The sequence below is a fragment of the Streptomyces violaceorubidus genome (assembly GCF_000717995.1).
Classification (GTDB): Bacteria; Actinomycetota; Actinomycetes; order Streptomycetales; family Streptomycetaceae; genus Streptomyces; species Streptomyces violaceorubidus.
Map to the genome: position 1 here is coordinate 87,194 of NZ_JODM01000018.1, position 12,831 is coordinate 100,024.

Sequence of the window (12,831 nt, forward strand, 5' to 3'; positions counted from 1 at the left end):
GGTGCTCAGGTGTGCTGGTCGTCGGAGAGCCTGCCCAGGGCGTCCCGCAGGGCGGCGCGGGAGGTGATGCGGAGCTTGGGGAAGACCCGGTACAGGTGGGAGCTGACCGTGCGCGGCGACAGGTGCATCCGCTCGCCGATCTCCTTGTTGGTCAGTCCGCCGGCCGCGAGATCCGCGATCCTGCGCTCCTGCCAGGTCAGCGCCGCCAGGTGGGCCGAGGACGTCGCGGCGGGCGCGCCAGCGGTGCGCAGTTCCGCGTGTGCCCGCTCGGCCCAGGCAGGTGCGCCGAGCCGTTCGAAGGTGTCGGCGGCGAGGGTCAGGGAGTGCCGGGCGGCCTTGCGGCCCTGGGTGTGGCGCTGGCGGATGCCGTGGGCCAGGCGGATGCGGGCCAGCTCGTAGGGGAAGCGGGCGGAGGCGGGGTGGCTTTCGGCCAGGTGGTAGTGGCGGTCGGCCTCGGCGGGGTCCGTCGCGGTCATGGCGAGGGCGCCGTGGGTGGTGAGGGCGAGGCGGGGGGAGACGTCCGGCAGGCCCGCATCCTGGGCGGCGAGGGCGTGAGTGCGGGCCTGTTCGGTGCGGCCGGTGTGCAGGGCCGCCTCCACGAGGTCCAGGAGGGTACGGGGGGCCTGGTGGGCGTAGGGGGTGAAGGTGCCGGGCGGTGTGATGCCGATGGCGTGCAGGTAGGCCGCCTCGTAGTCGCCGTCGGAGAGGGCGGCGGTGGTGCCGATGGCGTCGGCGATCTGGGTGAGGAAGCCGACGCCGCGGGGGCGGGCCCAGGCGTCGACGGCGGCCTGGAGCTCGCGGGCCCGGTCGGTGTCGCCGCGCAGCGCGGCCAGCAGCCCCAGATAGGCGCGGGTGTGCTGGGCGAACAGGGCGTGCCGGTGCGCCGTCGTCAGCTCCAGGCAGCGCTGTCCGGTGCGCTCGGCCTCGTCCCACTCGCCGACCGCGATCTGGTCCAGCATGATCAGGTGCAGCATCGTCATGGCGTTGGCCGCCGCCCCGGTCTCCACCTCACGGTCCACGGCCCGCCGCAGGTGCGGGCGGTACTGGCTGAGGGTGTCCACGTGGTAGGCGGCCACCCCGAGCCGGGTGACGTGCCACGGCTCCAGGTCCGCCAGGGCGGCGAAGGCGCGCTCCACCCGCTCGTGCACCCCGACGCCGCGAAGCACCACGTCGCCCCAGGCGTCCTGGTAGATGCGGGAGTGCGTGGGCACCAGGTCGCCCAGGGAGTCCAGCAGCTTGTGCACCCGCTCCCAGGCGCCCGCGTCGCTCGCGTACTGGCTGATGGCCAGCAGCAGGTCCACCAGGCGCACCAGCACCTCGTCCGCGTGGTCGAGGCCGCGGTCGCGCAGCGTCTCGACCGCCGTGAGGACCTGGGAGTGCGAGGACCGCACGTCCCCGTCCTCGAAGAGCGCGACATAGCCCGTGGCGACCACCGAGTCCGGGGAGTCCGCGAGGCCGGACGCGGTGTCGGAGCTGACCAGCCGCTGCGCCTGGTCCAGCTGGCCGGAGTGTCCGGCGATGTAGGCCGCGCTGCCCAGTCGCCGGGAGCGTTCCGCGGGCGATTCGCTCAGCTCCGCGGCGCGGGTCAGCCAGGCGATCGCCGCGAGCGCCCCGCCCCGTCGGATGGCGGAGTCCGCCGCGGCCTCCAGCGCCGCCGCGATCTCCTCGTCGGGGTCGACGGCCGAGGCGGCCAGGTGCGTGGCCCGCCGCTCCAGGTTGTCGCGGTGCACGCGGGCGAGCGCGGCGTGGGCCGCGCGCCGCTCGTTGGGGGTCGCCGTCTGGACCACGGTCGAGCGCACCAGAGGGTGCCGGAAGACGAAGTCGCCGGTCAGCGGATCGATGTCCAGCAGACCGCGGTCCGCGGCCTCGTCGGCCTCCAGCATCCGGTAGCGCGTGGTGTTGGTCGTGGTACCGGACGCGGTACCGGCCCCGACGCCGTCCAGGGCGCCGCGCAGCAGCTGAGCGCGGACGGCGGGGCCGAGCGACTCGATGCGGGCGCCGTACACCTGCTGAAGACGCTGGGGGAGCGGGATGCCGGTGTAGCCGAACACCTCGCCGGCACTTCGGGCGGTCCGGTTTGCGCGTATGTACGGCGGCAGTTCCAGCAGGGCCAGCGGGTTGCCCCGGGCCTCGTCCAGGACCAGACGGCGGATCTTGGGATCCAGCTCCGGGTGGCGGGCGTCCAGCAGTTGCTCGCTGGCCTCCTCCGACAGCGTGGTCACCGGCAGTTCCGGCAGCGCGGCGGTGTCGAAGCCCGAGGGGACGTCGGAACGCAGGACGACGACGAGCTTGACCGAACTGCCGGTCAGCCGTCGGCCCACGAAGCCGCACACCTCGGTGCTGGAGCCGTCCAGCCACTGTCCGTCGTCGAGCACCAGCAGCAGGGACTTCTGCGAGGCCGCGAGGGAGAGCAGGTCCAGCACGGCGATGCCGAGGGTCATGACCGACGGGGGTGCTCCCGTGCTGCGGCCGAAGACGACGTCGAAGACCTGCCGGTGCACCTCGTCCAGCCGGTCGATGTACGGCAGCAGCGGGTACAGGAACTGGTGCAGGCCGGCAAAGGGCAGCTCCGACTCGGCCTCGACGCCGGCCGCCCGGATCACCCGCTGCTTCTCCTGCGTCGCGAGGTCGGCGACGTGTTCCAGCAGGGCGCTCTTGCCCACTCCCGTGTCGCCCCGCAGGACGAGGGCCCGCCCGCCGGGCGCCGTGACGAATTCCGACAGCGCCCTCAGCTCGTCACCGCGGCCGAACATGGCCCCGAAGTCCGACTCCACCGTGCCCCGCTCCCTTCGTCACCCAGCCCGGTACGGACGTGCCCACGTCCGTGCACACGGATCGCGCCGGGCACAGGGGGAGAGGGGATGCGGACGCCGACCGGCCATCGCGGTCCTCTCCGCGTCCGCCGGCGCCGACGACGTCACCGCCCACGGAACCCGTGGTCAGTACGTCACTGTCCCTCCCACCCGGAGCAAGAGCCTAATTCCCGACAAGGGGTCACGTCACCAAGTATGGCCGAAAAGTTTCTTGTGGGGCTTTCCAGGGCTCCCGGGTACCTGCCTGGGGGCGACGGCCGGTCCGCCGAACACTGCCGCCCGGGGAGTCGCGGCCGGTCAGCACCGTGCAAACATGTGAGCTAGTGTCATACGTGTTGCAGTGGCGCACGGTATGTCGAGGCGGCGGTGCACCGCCGTGGAGGCGAGGCGGGATGGACTGGGTGACGCAGGGCCGGTGCCGGGAGCAGCCCGAGCAGATGTTCGTCGAAGGGGCGGAACAGAACCGGGTCAAGGCCGTGTGCACCGGCTGCCCGGTCCGACTCGAATGCCTGGCGTACGCACTCGACCACCGCGTGGAGTACGGCGTGTGGGGCGCGATGACCGAACGCGAGCGCCGGGCGCTGCTGCGCCGACGTCCCGGGGTGAAGTCCTGGGCCCGCTACTTCGCGACGCTCCAGGCGGACGAGGGCCGGGACCAGGTCAGGGCGGCACACTGACCCGGCCCGTCCGTCGGCGGGCAGGCCTGCCGGCGTGTGTTCAGGGGCGCAGCACCAAGAGGGTCAGCTCGCCGTAGCGGCGCCACACGTCCGGGTTCCGCTCGTCGAGGTTCACCAGTTGCAGGGCGATGCCGCACAGCACCACGCGCAGATCCTGCCGGTCCGCGTCGCGACGGACCGCCCCGGCGGCCTTGGCCTCCTCCATCAGCGCCGTCAGCCGGTCGAGCAGCGGCCCCGTGTACGGCGTGGACCGCAGGTCCGCGAGAGCCTGCGACAGCAGCCGGTCCTGGGCGAGGTGCCCGAAGAGCGCGAGGACGAAGGCGTCGAAGGCGCGCGCCGGTGCGACCTCCGGCACGACGGGCCCGGTGACCTGTTCCAGCTCTCCCATCCGGTGCCGGACGACGGCCGCCACCAGGTCCTCCTTGGTGGGGTAGCTGCGGTACACGGTGGCCTTTCCCACCTCGGCCCGCTCGGCCACCTGCGGCACGGTCCCCTGCAGTCCCGTCTCCGCGAAGACCTCCAGGGCCGCCGCGAAGACCCGGTCGTGGTTGCGGCGGGCGTCGGCCCGTCTGCGGGGGGCGTCGTCCCGCCCGGGCTCCTGGGAGGTCGTCTGTGCCGGATCCATGCGCTCATTGTCCCCTGTGTGCCGGGCACCCGGAGCGTGTGGTCCGGGCCGGGCTCACCCGGGCAGCACGTTGTGGTTGAGCCGGAAGACGTTGCCGGGGTCCAACCGGCGCTTGACGGCCGCGAGCCGTGTGTACCGTTCCTCGCCGAAGACGCGGCGCATCTCCGCCTCGTCGAAAGCCGACTCGGGGGAGAGGAAGTTCACGATGTCGCGGCGGTCCGCCCAGGGGGACATGCCCTCGGCGTAGGCGGCCAGGTACTTCTGCGCGGGCTCGGCGCGTTCACCCTCGGCGACGCCGAAGGCGAAGGAGACGAACGGCAGGCCCCGGGAGGGCACCGCGTTGGGCACCGGCGGCTGCCGGTCCAGAGCACCGCCGAGGGCCCGGATCTCGACGCTGGCCAGCGGGCAGCCGGAGTCGGCGTCGGTGAGCGCGGTGAACGCCTCGGCCGTGGCGGCGGAGAACTCCCGCAGGCCCACGCTCGTCCCGGACACGGGAGCGGGCCGCACCGGGTCGACGTGGATCTCGCCCACCTCGGTGACCGGGCGCTCCGCGAGGGTGTCCAACAGGCACACGGCGGCGCGGCGCAGGGGCGCGACCAGGACCTCGCCGCGGGAGGCGGGCCCCTGGTGGCCGACGCGCACGTGCAGGACGAATGAGCCGCGCAGCACGTCGGGCAGGTCCGGCACCTCGGGCAGCCGCTGGACGGCGACCGACGTGGTGGTGTCCTCGTCCAGCGTCGTCAGCCACTCACGCCACACGGCCAGCACCTGGGCGGTGTCCTCACCGCGGAAGTACAGGCCGCCGCCGTAGAACCGGGTCACCGGGAAGAGCGCGAACTCCATGGAGACGACCACACCGAAGTTGCCCTTGCAGCCCAGCAGGGCCCAGAACAGCTCCGGGTCGCTCTGCGGTGTCACCCGGAGCACCTCTCCGTCGGCGGTCACCATGTCCATGCGGCGCACGTGGTCGGCGGCGTAGCCGTGGGAGCGGCTCAGCAGCGGCCCGATGCCGCCGCCGAGGGTGTAGCCGAGGACACCGACGCCGGGCGCCGAGCCCGCGAGCGGTGCCAGACCGTGCTTCGCCGACGCGTCGACGACCTTGCGCCAGCGGGCGCCCGCGCCGACGGTCGCCGTCCGCGCCCGGGGGTCGACACATACGTCGTCCATGCGGCCCGTGGTGATCAGCAGCCACTCGCCGGGGCCCTCGGGCAGGACCGTCTGGTGACCCGCGTTGCGCACGGCCACCGGCATGTCCTGGGACCGGGCGAAGCGCACGGCGGCCACCACGTCCTCGACGGCCACGGCCCCGACGACGACCGCCGGCCGGGCCACGTGGAGCAGGTTGTGCCCGGTGCACTCCGCCTCGTACGCCGGGTCGTCGGGGGTGAGAACAGCGCCGCTGACGGCGTTGCGGAGCGCGGAGAGTGCGTGCGACCGGTCCGGGCGGCCGGTGGTGCTGTCCGAGGGGTTCATGCCCCCTACACGTGACGAGTTCGACAGCTGGTTCACACGTGTGAGTGTGTAGACTCGGGTGACTCACATGGTTCTCCGGCCGAGACACCTCCGTCCATTCCGGTTGGCGAACGAGTCGGACGTCGCCCTGGGCGACGCGCACACCGTCGCCGTGGGGTGGGTGACGGAGCGGGAAGAAGCTGAGACACATGAAGGACCGCAAGACCGTCTGGCTGCCCTACCGGCCGGGCCAGGTCCCGGGGCTGCCCGACGGGCTGTCGTACGCCACCTGGGACGGATCGGGCACGCTGCCCGGCGACCCCGGTGACGTCGACTTCCTCGTGGCACCGCCCGTGCCGGGCGCCGAACGCCTGCTCGCCCCCGTGCTGCCGCGGATGCGCGGTGTCGAGGTGGTCCAGATCCTCAGCTCCGGCTACGACCACATGCTGCCGCTGCTGGACGAGATGCCGGCCGGGATCCGCCTGAGCACCGGACGCGGCGTGCACCGCGAGGCCACCGCCGAACTGGCGGTCGCCCTGCTGCTGTCCCTGTGCCGGGGTCTGGACCGGTTCGCGGCCCAGCAGGCCGCGGGCAGGTGGCGCCCCGAGTTCCGCGGCACCCTGGTCGGCAAGCGCGTCCTGGTGATCGGCTACGGAGCCGTCGGCGCGGCCGTCGCGGCCCGGCTCGGCGCGTTCAGGTGCGAGACGGTCCTGGTGGCGCGCACGGCCCGCACCACGCCCGCGGGACGGGTGCACGGGACGGCCGAGCTGCCCGCGCTGCTGCCCACGGCGGACGCGGTCATCGTGTGCGCGCCGCTGACCGAGCGCACCCGCGGCATGTTCGACGCGGGTGCCCTGGCCCTGCTGAAGGACGGGGCGATGCTCGTCAACGTCGCGCGCGGCGAACTCGTCGACACCAGGGCGCTGGTGCGCCGGGTACGCGCGGGGAAGCTGCGGGTGGCCCTCGACGTCACCGACCCCGAGCCCCTGCCCTCCGGCCACCCCCTGTGGCATCTGCCCGGCGCGCTGGTCACTCCGCACGTGGCGGCGTTCACCGACGCGTTCGGCCCGGCCAGCCTGGACTTCGTGCGGCGGCAGCTGAACCGCTACCACCGCGGCGAGGAACTGGAGAACGTCGTCCTGACGACGGCCCAGGGCTCCTCCGGCGAACGGGCGGCCTAGCCATGGCGGCCACCCAGGGCGACCCGCCGAGCGAGCCGGGACCCGGCACCGGCCTCGGGCGCGTGCTCGCGGTCATGGAACCCCGCGGCCACGCCGACCCCGCCGCGGCCTGGCGGGCCTTCACCGGCGCCTGGAACTGGGCCGCCCCCCTGACGGCCGCCGCCCCGGGACTCGGACTGCCGGGGGCGGCGGCGGTCCGGCCGGCACCCGGCGGCTTCGACCTGTCCGGCGTGTGGCACCTGCCGCCCGGCGAGGCGCCGGGGCCCTGGCTGGCGCTGCCGCTCGCCTTTACCGGCCACGGGTGCGGGGCGCAGGCGAGCGTCGGTGCCGCATCCGGCGGCGACGACTGCCCCGACCTCTTCGTGCTGCCCGCCAGGACGTTCGAGGGCCGGTCCCCCGACACGGGGGGCGGCCTCGACGGCCCGGGTCCCACGGTGCTCCGGCTGGAGGGTGTACGGGTACCGACGGGGCTGGCCACGTACACGGCGGGCACACCGCTGCGGGCCCAGGACGCCGCGTTCCTCTGGACGGCCGTCGCCGCGCTGGCCCTGGGCGCGGCCCGGCGGATGACCGACGTGCTGGCCGGCCAGGACGCGCGGGTGCGGACGCCCGGCCCCGGCCTGCGGGCCGAGGCGGGCCCCGCACCCCTCGTCGCGGCCGAGCTGGCCGCCGCCCTGCACGACGAGCGGCTGGCCCTGACGGCGACCCTGCATGGTGCGCCCACCGCACGCGAGGGGCTCCCCCCGGCCCTGCGGGAGCGGCTCGCCGTACGGGTGCGGCGGCTCGCCGACACCGTCCACCACGTCCTCGCGGCGGCCTACGACCACGTCCTGCTGGACGACCGCGACACCGGGAGGCGACCCCTGGTGAGCGTGCTGGAGGCGAGTTCACCGATACTTCAGCAGGCGCGGTACGCAACGGAGCTGCTGCCGCCCCACGACAGGATGTCCCTCAGGAAGGCTGAACGCGGTGACGACCGTCGCATATCAGGGTGAACCCGGTTCCAACTCGGCGACCGCCGCGCGCGCCCTGTACCCGGACGCCCTGGAACTGCCCTGTACCGGCTTCGAGCAGGCCCTGGACGCCGTGGCGCTCGGCGACGCCGACCTCGCCGTGATCCCGGTGGACAACTCCGCGGCCGGGCGCGTCGCCGACGTGCACCACCTGCTGCCGGAGTCCGGGCTGTACATCGTCGGCGAGTACTTCCTCGCCATCCGCTTCGACCTGATGGGTGTCGCGGGGGCCACCTTGGACCAGGTGGAGTGCGTCCGCAGCCACGTGCACGCGCTCGGCCAGTGCCGCAAGCTGCTGCGGGAGGGCGGCTGGCGGACCCTGGTCTGCGACGACACCGCGGGGGCGGCGCGCGAGGTGGCCGAGCTGGGCGACGTGCGGCACGCGGCGCTGGCGCCGCCCGCCGCGGCCGGCCTGCACGGTCTCGACGTCCTGCGCGCCGGCGTGGAGGACGACCCGGAGAACACCACGCGGTTCGTCGTCCTGTCCCGGCAGGCCGCCCCCGCCCCGGACCCCGGGCAGCCGACCATGACGAGCCTGTTCTTCAGCGTGCGCAACATCCCGAGCGCGCTCTACAAGGCGCTCGGCGGCTTCGCCACCGGCGGGGTCAACCTCACCAAGATCGAGAGCTATCAGATCGGCGCGGGACTCAACGCCAGCCGCTTCTACGTCGAGGCCGAGGGCCACCCCGACGAGCAGCGGGTCGCCCTGGCCCTGGAGGAACTGCGCTTCTTCTCCTCCGAGGTGCGCGTCCTGGGCGTCTACCCCGCCCATCCGCACCGGTTGAAGGGCTGACCGGGGGGCACGGGAGTGGTGCGCGGGAGGCGGTGCGGTCCGGGGAAGGGCCGTTCCCCGGACCGCGGTTCCGCTCCCCCTGACCGCCCTGACCGTCGTGACCGGCGGGGCAGGGGCGAGCGGGTTCCCGCCACCGTCGCCAGGGCGGCGGGGAACCCCTCATCCTGACAACGTTCCCACCCCGCCGACAGGTTCACACCTGTCCCTCGCGGTCCTCGAACATGTGCTTCGATGGCCGTCCTGATGCGGGATCGGCAAAACACATGCCCCGGTGCGGGGGGAGTGTGACCGGCCTCCTAAAGTGTGTATATGACCCAGTACCGCAAGGGCCTCGTCCTCGACTTCGGCGGTGTGCTGACGACCCCCCTGGTGCCCGCCGCGCTGGCCTTCGAGAAACGCGCGGGACTCGCCGAGGGGACGCTGCTCACCGGTCTCTACCTGAACCCGGAGGGGATCCGGGTCACCGAGGAACTGGAGCGCGGCGCGCTCACCCAGGTCCAGTGGAACGAGGCGGCCGGCCGGCTCCTCGGCATCGACCCGGAGAACCTGATGGGCCGGATCTTCGCCGATCTGCGCCCCGAGCCCCTGGTGATCGCCGCTGCCGCGGCCGCGCGCCGGGCGGGGGTGAAGGTCGCCCTCCTGTCCAACTCCGTCGGCCTGGCCCCGTGGAACCTCTACGACGGCTACGAGGTGGAGGAACACTACGACGCCGTGGTGCTGTCGGAGGTCCACGGGATGCGCAAGCCCGAACCGGAGATCTTCCGGCTCGCGCTGGACCGGCTCGGTCTCACGGCCGGGGAGTGCGTGTTCGTCGACGACACCGAGCAGCACCTGCCGCCCGCCGCGGAACTGGGCTTCGCCACCGTCCACGCCGTGGACCCCGCCCGGACGGTCGCCGCCCTGGAAGACCTGCTCGGTACTCCGCTGACGGGCAGGGACCGGGACCGGAACACCGTATGAGGAGACACCCATGAAACTCGGCCTGGCCCTGCCGACCTTCGGTCCCGACGCCAACCCGGAAGGCATCCTGCGGGTGAGCCGCACCGCGGAGGAGATGGGGTACGACTCCCTGTGGACGGGCGACCGCGTCCTCGCCCCGCTCGTTCCGGGAGCGCCCTACCCGAGCGGTGACGGGCAGATGCCGCGGATCTACGAGAACCACATGGACCCACTGGTCGCCCTGACGTTCGCCGCGTCCCACACGACCCGTGTCCAGCTGGGCACCAGCACGCTCAACGGACTGTGGCAGCCGCCGATCATGCTGGCCCGTTCGCTGACCACCCTCGACGTGCTCAGTCAGGGACGCCTGGTCGTGGGCCTCGGCCTGGGCTGGATGCCCGAGGAGTACACCGCGGTCTCCGTGCCCTGGAAGGGCCGGGGCGCCCGGCTCGACGAGACGCTGCAGATCCTGCGGGACTACTGGGCCAACGACGTCTTCTCCCACGAGGGCGCGCTGTTCACGATCCCGGAGACGGTGGTGGGGCTCAAGCCGGCCCGGCAGCCCGCACCGCCCGTCATGCTCGCGGCGTTCACGCCCAGCGGGCTGCGGCGGATCGGCCGCCTGCTCGACGGCTGGCTGCCCGTGGCGCTGCCGCTGCCGCAGCTCCTCGGCATGTGGGACGTGGTCCTCAAGGAGGCGGTCGAGGCGGACCGCGATCCGTCCACCCTGCGTATGGCGCTGCGCGTCAATCCGGAGCTGACCGACACGACGACCGACGCCGAGCGCATGCCGTGGGCGGGCACGCTCGGGCAGTACATCGACTACGCCCGGGCCGCCGCCGAGGCGGGTGTCCACGAGCTGTTCGTGGACTTCGGCCAGACCCCCGCCACCGTGGCCGAACGGGTCGACCTGGCCGGCCGCTTCATCGAGGGCGTCCGCCGGGGCTGACCGGTATCCGGCCCGGGAGCACGGGCCTCGACAAGGACTCATGGGTCCGCCGTCAAGACGGCGGACCCATGAATCCTTTCTTTTCGGTGAGTCCTTCTCCTTCGGCGCCCTTGCCTCAGGGTGCCCCGACGCCGTGCAGCAGGGTGTCGACGACGACGTCCGCCGCCCGGCCGGGGCTCAGCTCGGGCAGCTGCCGGGTCACCAGGTGCATGAGCTGGGGCAGCAGGGCGCTCGCCCACCCCAGGGGGAGCCCGGGGCGCAGGACTCCTTCGCTGACGGCGCGGTCGAGGAAGACGTCGACCTCGTGGGCGCTGGCGTCGCGGCGGGCGCGTACCTCCTCGTCGGCGAGCATGCGGGTGAGGTCGACGGGCCAGGTGCGGTTCACGGTGATGATGTTCTCGACGTAGCGGTGCAGGGCGACGGCGACGGGTGCCTCGCGCAGCCGGGCGTCCTCGATGGCCGCCTCGATGGCCGCCAGGCGTGCGGCGTAGATCGCGGCGAGCAGGTCCTCGCGCGAGGCGAAGCGCCGGTAGACGGTGCGCCGGTCCACGCCCGCCTCGGCGGCGATGCTCGCGATGCTGGCGCCGGGATCGGCGGCGAGCATGCGCGCTCCGGTGGTCAGAACGGCTTCCAGGTTGCGTGCTGCGTCGGCTCTCACGCCCTTGAGTCTATGCGTGATGTGACCCCTGAGACCTTCTAGCGCCTCTCCAAGGTGAATCACTCGGCAGGAAATGCTACATTGAAGTGGCAGATAACTCGGATAGTGACAGTAGGATGAGAAAGAAGGCACGTCGATGTCGTTGTCGAAGTCACCCGCCGCGAAGACCGCGGCACCCGGGGGAGGGGGAGTCGCCGCCGCGATGAGCGCGCTGATCCTCGCGGTACTGCTCGCGGCCCTGGACCAGACGATCGTTTCCACCGCGCTGCCCCGGATAGCGCAGGACCTCAACGGGTTCGACGACATCGCCTGGGTCAGCGCCGCGTACCTGCTCGCCTCGACGGCCGTCACGCCGCTGTGGGGCAAGCTCGGCGACGTGTACGGCCGCAAGCGGCTCTACCTCGCCTCCACCTCGGTCTTCCTGATCGCCTCCGTCGCCTGCGGCCTGGCGCAGAACCTCCCCGAACTGATCGGCGCCCGGGTGCTCCAGGGCATCGGCGGCGGCGGCATGATCGTGCTGACCTTCGGCCTCGTCGGTGACATCGTCGCCCCGGCCGAACGCGGCCGGTACCAGGGCATGTTCGGCTCGGTCTACGGCGTCGCCAGCATCGTCGGTCCGCTGCTCGGCGGTGTCTTCACCGACCAGCTCTCGTGGCGCTGGGCCTTCCTGATCAACCTGCCGGTCGGCATCGTGGCCCTCGCCCTCGCCGCCCGCGCCCTGCCCGCAGCGGCCCGCGGGGCCAAGGCCCGCATCGACTACGCGGGTGCCACCCTGCTGGCCTCCATCGCCACCGGCCTGGTGCTCGTCACGTCCTTCGGTGAGCGCTGGGGCTGGGGCTCGCCGTCCATCGTCGGCCTGATCGTCGCCACCGTCGCCCTCGCCGCCGCACTCATCCCCGTCGAGCGCCGGGCCGCCGCGCCGGTGCTGCCGCCGGCCATGCTCGGCTCGCGCACCGTGGTGTTCTCCTCGCTGATCGCCTTCCTCGCCAACGCCGCGATGTTCTCCGTCCTGGTCTACCTGCCGACCTACCTCCAGATCGTCCACGGAGTCTCGGCCACCCTCTCCGGCATCCACCTGCTGCCGCTGGTCGCCGGACTGGTCGTCAGCCAGTCCCTGGCCGGCCGCTGGGCCGCCCACGTCGAGAGGCTGAGGACGATCCTGCTGAGCGGCCTGGCCGCCAACCTCGCCGGTCTGCTCCTGCTGGCCACCATCGGCAACGGACCAGGCACCCTCGCACTCGGCGCCTACTTCCTGATCACCGGGATCGGCATCGGCATGGTGCCCATGGTCGTCATGACCACCGTCCAGAACAGCGTCCCGGTCGCCGACATCGGGGCCGCGAGCGCCGTCGTCACCTTCTCCCGCTCCATCGGCGCCGCCTTCGGAGTCGCGGTCTTCGGCACCCTGCTCAACGCGGGCTTCGCCGACCGGGTCCGCGACCTGCCGACCGACGGCGGTTTCGACGCCGCTCGGCCCGACACCGTCGGGCACCTGCCCGCCGCGCTGCGGGACACCGCGCTGGACGCCTTCGCCCACGCCACCGCCGCCGGATACCTGTGGATCGCCCCGGCCCTCGCCCTCGGCATCGTCCTCGCCCTCTTCCTCAAGCCGTCCGGCAAGCCCGGAACGGACGGAGAAGATGGAAAGGGCGGGCGCGCCGCCGCCCCCGCCGACCAGGGCACCTCCCGTGCCCCGGCCTCCGAGGAGAACGCCGCGGCCGTCTGAGCGAC

The 12,831-nt window shown here is 73.1% G+C and carries 11 protein-coding genes; 7 read left to right on the forward strand and 4 right to left on the reverse strand.

Features of this window, described 5'->3' with window-relative positions:
- Nucleotides 1-5: 5 nt before the first annotated feature.
- Nucleotides 6-2,753 carry a helix-turn-helix transcriptional regulator gene (locus IE94_RS0121195; protein ID WP_030186665.1) on the reverse strand — a complete coding sequence of 916 codons (2,748 nt, stop codon included), beginning with the start codon at nt 2,751-2,753 and terminating at the stop codon, nt 6-8.
- 452 nt (nt 2,754-3,205) lie between these two features.
- Between IE94_RS0121195 and IE94_RS35880 the strand changes: the two genes are divergently transcribed.
- A complete protein-coding gene (locus IE94_RS35880; protein ID WP_037923116.1) occupies nt 3,206-3,490 on the forward strand; it encodes a WhiB family transcriptional regulator in 285 nt (94 codons plus the stop codon).
- A 40-nt stretch (nt 3,491-3,530) separates the two neighbouring features.
- On the opposite strand, the gene IE94_RS0121205 is transcribed toward IE94_RS35880, so the two are convergent.
- Nucleotides 3,531-4,115 (reverse strand): TetR/AcrR family transcriptional regulator, encoded by a 585-nt coding sequence (locus IE94_RS0121205; protein ID WP_030186670.1) that lies wholly within the window; start codon nt 4,113-4,115, stop codon nt 3,531-3,533.
- A 54-nt stretch (nt 4,116-4,169) separates the two neighbouring features.
- On the reverse strand, nt 4,170-5,588 hold the full coding sequence (locus IE94_RS0121210; RefSeq protein WP_030186672.1) for an FAD-binding oxidoreductase: 1,419 nt from the start codon (nt 5,586-5,588) through the stop codon (nt 4,170-4,172).
- Between the two features lie 188 nt (nt 5,589-5,776).
- Between IE94_RS0121210 and IE94_RS0121215 the strand changes: the two genes are divergently transcribed.
- From IE94_RS0121215 to IE94_RS0121235, 5 genes are all read left to right on the forward strand, one after another.
- Nucleotides 5,777-6,748 (forward strand): 2-hydroxyacid dehydrogenase, encoded by a 972-nt coding sequence (locus IE94_RS0121215; RefSeq protein WP_030186674.1) that lies wholly within the window; start codon nt 5,777-5,779, stop codon nt 6,746-6,748.
- Between the two features lie 2 nt (nt 6,749-6,750).
- On the forward strand, nt 6,751-7,743 hold the full coding sequence (locus tag IE94_RS0121220; protein ID WP_030186676.1) for a hypothetical protein: 993 nt from the start codon (nt 6,751-6,753) through the stop codon (nt 7,741-7,743).
- Complete coding sequence (locus IE94_RS0121225; protein WP_030186677.1) at nt 7,718-8,554, forward strand: prephenate dehydratase; 837 nt, start codon at nt 7,718-7,720, stop codon at nt 8,552-8,554. The genes IE94_RS0121220 and IE94_RS0121225 overlap by 26 nt, the downstream gene beginning before the upstream one ends.
- A 309-nt stretch (nt 8,555-8,863) precedes the next feature.
- Nucleotides 8,864-9,514 (forward strand): HAD-IA family hydrolase, encoded by a 651-nt coding sequence (locus IE94_RS0121230; RefSeq protein WP_030186679.1) that lies wholly within the window; start codon nt 8,864-8,866, stop codon nt 9,512-9,514.
- Between the two features lie 10 nt (nt 9,515-9,524).
- A complete protein-coding gene (locus tag IE94_RS0121235) occupies nt 9,525-10,442 on the forward strand; it encodes a TIGR03619 family F420-dependent LLM class oxidoreductase (RefSeq protein ID WP_030186680.1) in 918 nt (305 codons plus the stop codon).
- A 115-nt stretch (nt 10,443-10,557) separates the two neighbouring features.
- Here the strand turns inward: IE94_RS0121235 and IE94_RS0121240 are convergent, their stop codons facing one another.
- A complete protein-coding gene (locus IE94_RS0121240; protein WP_030186682.1) occupies nt 10,558-11,046 on the reverse strand; it encodes a TetR family transcriptional regulator in 489 nt (162 codons plus the stop codon).
- Nucleotides 11,047-11,236: 190 nt separating this feature from the next.
- Here IE94_RS0121240 and IE94_RS0121245 point away from each other — a divergent pair, with 190 nt between their 5' ends.
- Nucleotides 11,237-12,826, forward strand: a complete 1,590-nt coding sequence (locus tag IE94_RS0121245) for an MDR family MFS transporter (protein WP_483414646.1) — start codon at nt 11,237-11,239, stop codon at nt 12,824-12,826.
- Nucleotides 12,827-12,831 lie beyond the last annotated feature (5 nt).

Bases quoted from the DNA above. Each gene is read 5' to 3' on its own strand.
- IE94_RS0121195 (WP_030186665.1), bottom strand. From the start codon at position 2,753: ATGTTCGGCCGCGGTGACGAGCTGAGGGCGCTGTCGGAATTCGTCACG.
- IE94_RS35880 (WP_037923116.1), top strand. From the start codon at position 3,206: ATGGACTGGGTGACGCAGGGCCGGTGCCGGGAGCAGCCCGAGCAGATG.
- IE94_RS0121205 (WP_030186670.1), bottom strand. From the start codon at position 4,115: ATGGATCCGGCACAGACGACCTCCCAGGAGCCCGGGCGGGACGACGCC.
- IE94_RS0121210 (WP_030186672.1), bottom strand. From the start codon at position 5,588: ATGAACCCCTCGGACAGCACCACCGGCCGCCCGGACCGGTCGCACGCA.
- IE94_RS0121215 (WP_030186674.1), top strand. From the start codon at position 5,777: ATGAAGGACCGCAAGACCGTCTGGCTGCCCTACCGGCCGGGCCAGGTC.
- IE94_RS0121220 (WP_030186676.1), top strand. From the start codon at position 6,751: ATGGCGGCCACCCAGGGCGACCCGCCGAGCGAGCCGGGACCCGGCACC.
- IE94_RS0121230 (WP_030186679.1), top strand. From the start codon at position 8,864: ATGACCCAGTACCGCAAGGGCCTCGTCCTCGACTTCGGCGGTGTGCTG.
- IE94_RS0121235 (WP_030186680.1), top strand. From the start codon at position 9,525: ATGAAACTCGGCCTGGCCCTGCCGACCTTCGGTCCCGACGCCAACCCG.
- IE94_RS0121240 (WP_030186682.1), bottom strand. From the start codon at position 11,046: ATGCTCGCCGCCGATCCCGGCGCCAGCATCGCGAGCATCGCCGCCGAG.
- IE94_RS0121245 (WP_483414646.1), top strand. From the start codon at position 11,237: ATGTCGTTGTCGAAGTCACCCGCCGCGAAGACCGCGGCACCCGGGGGA.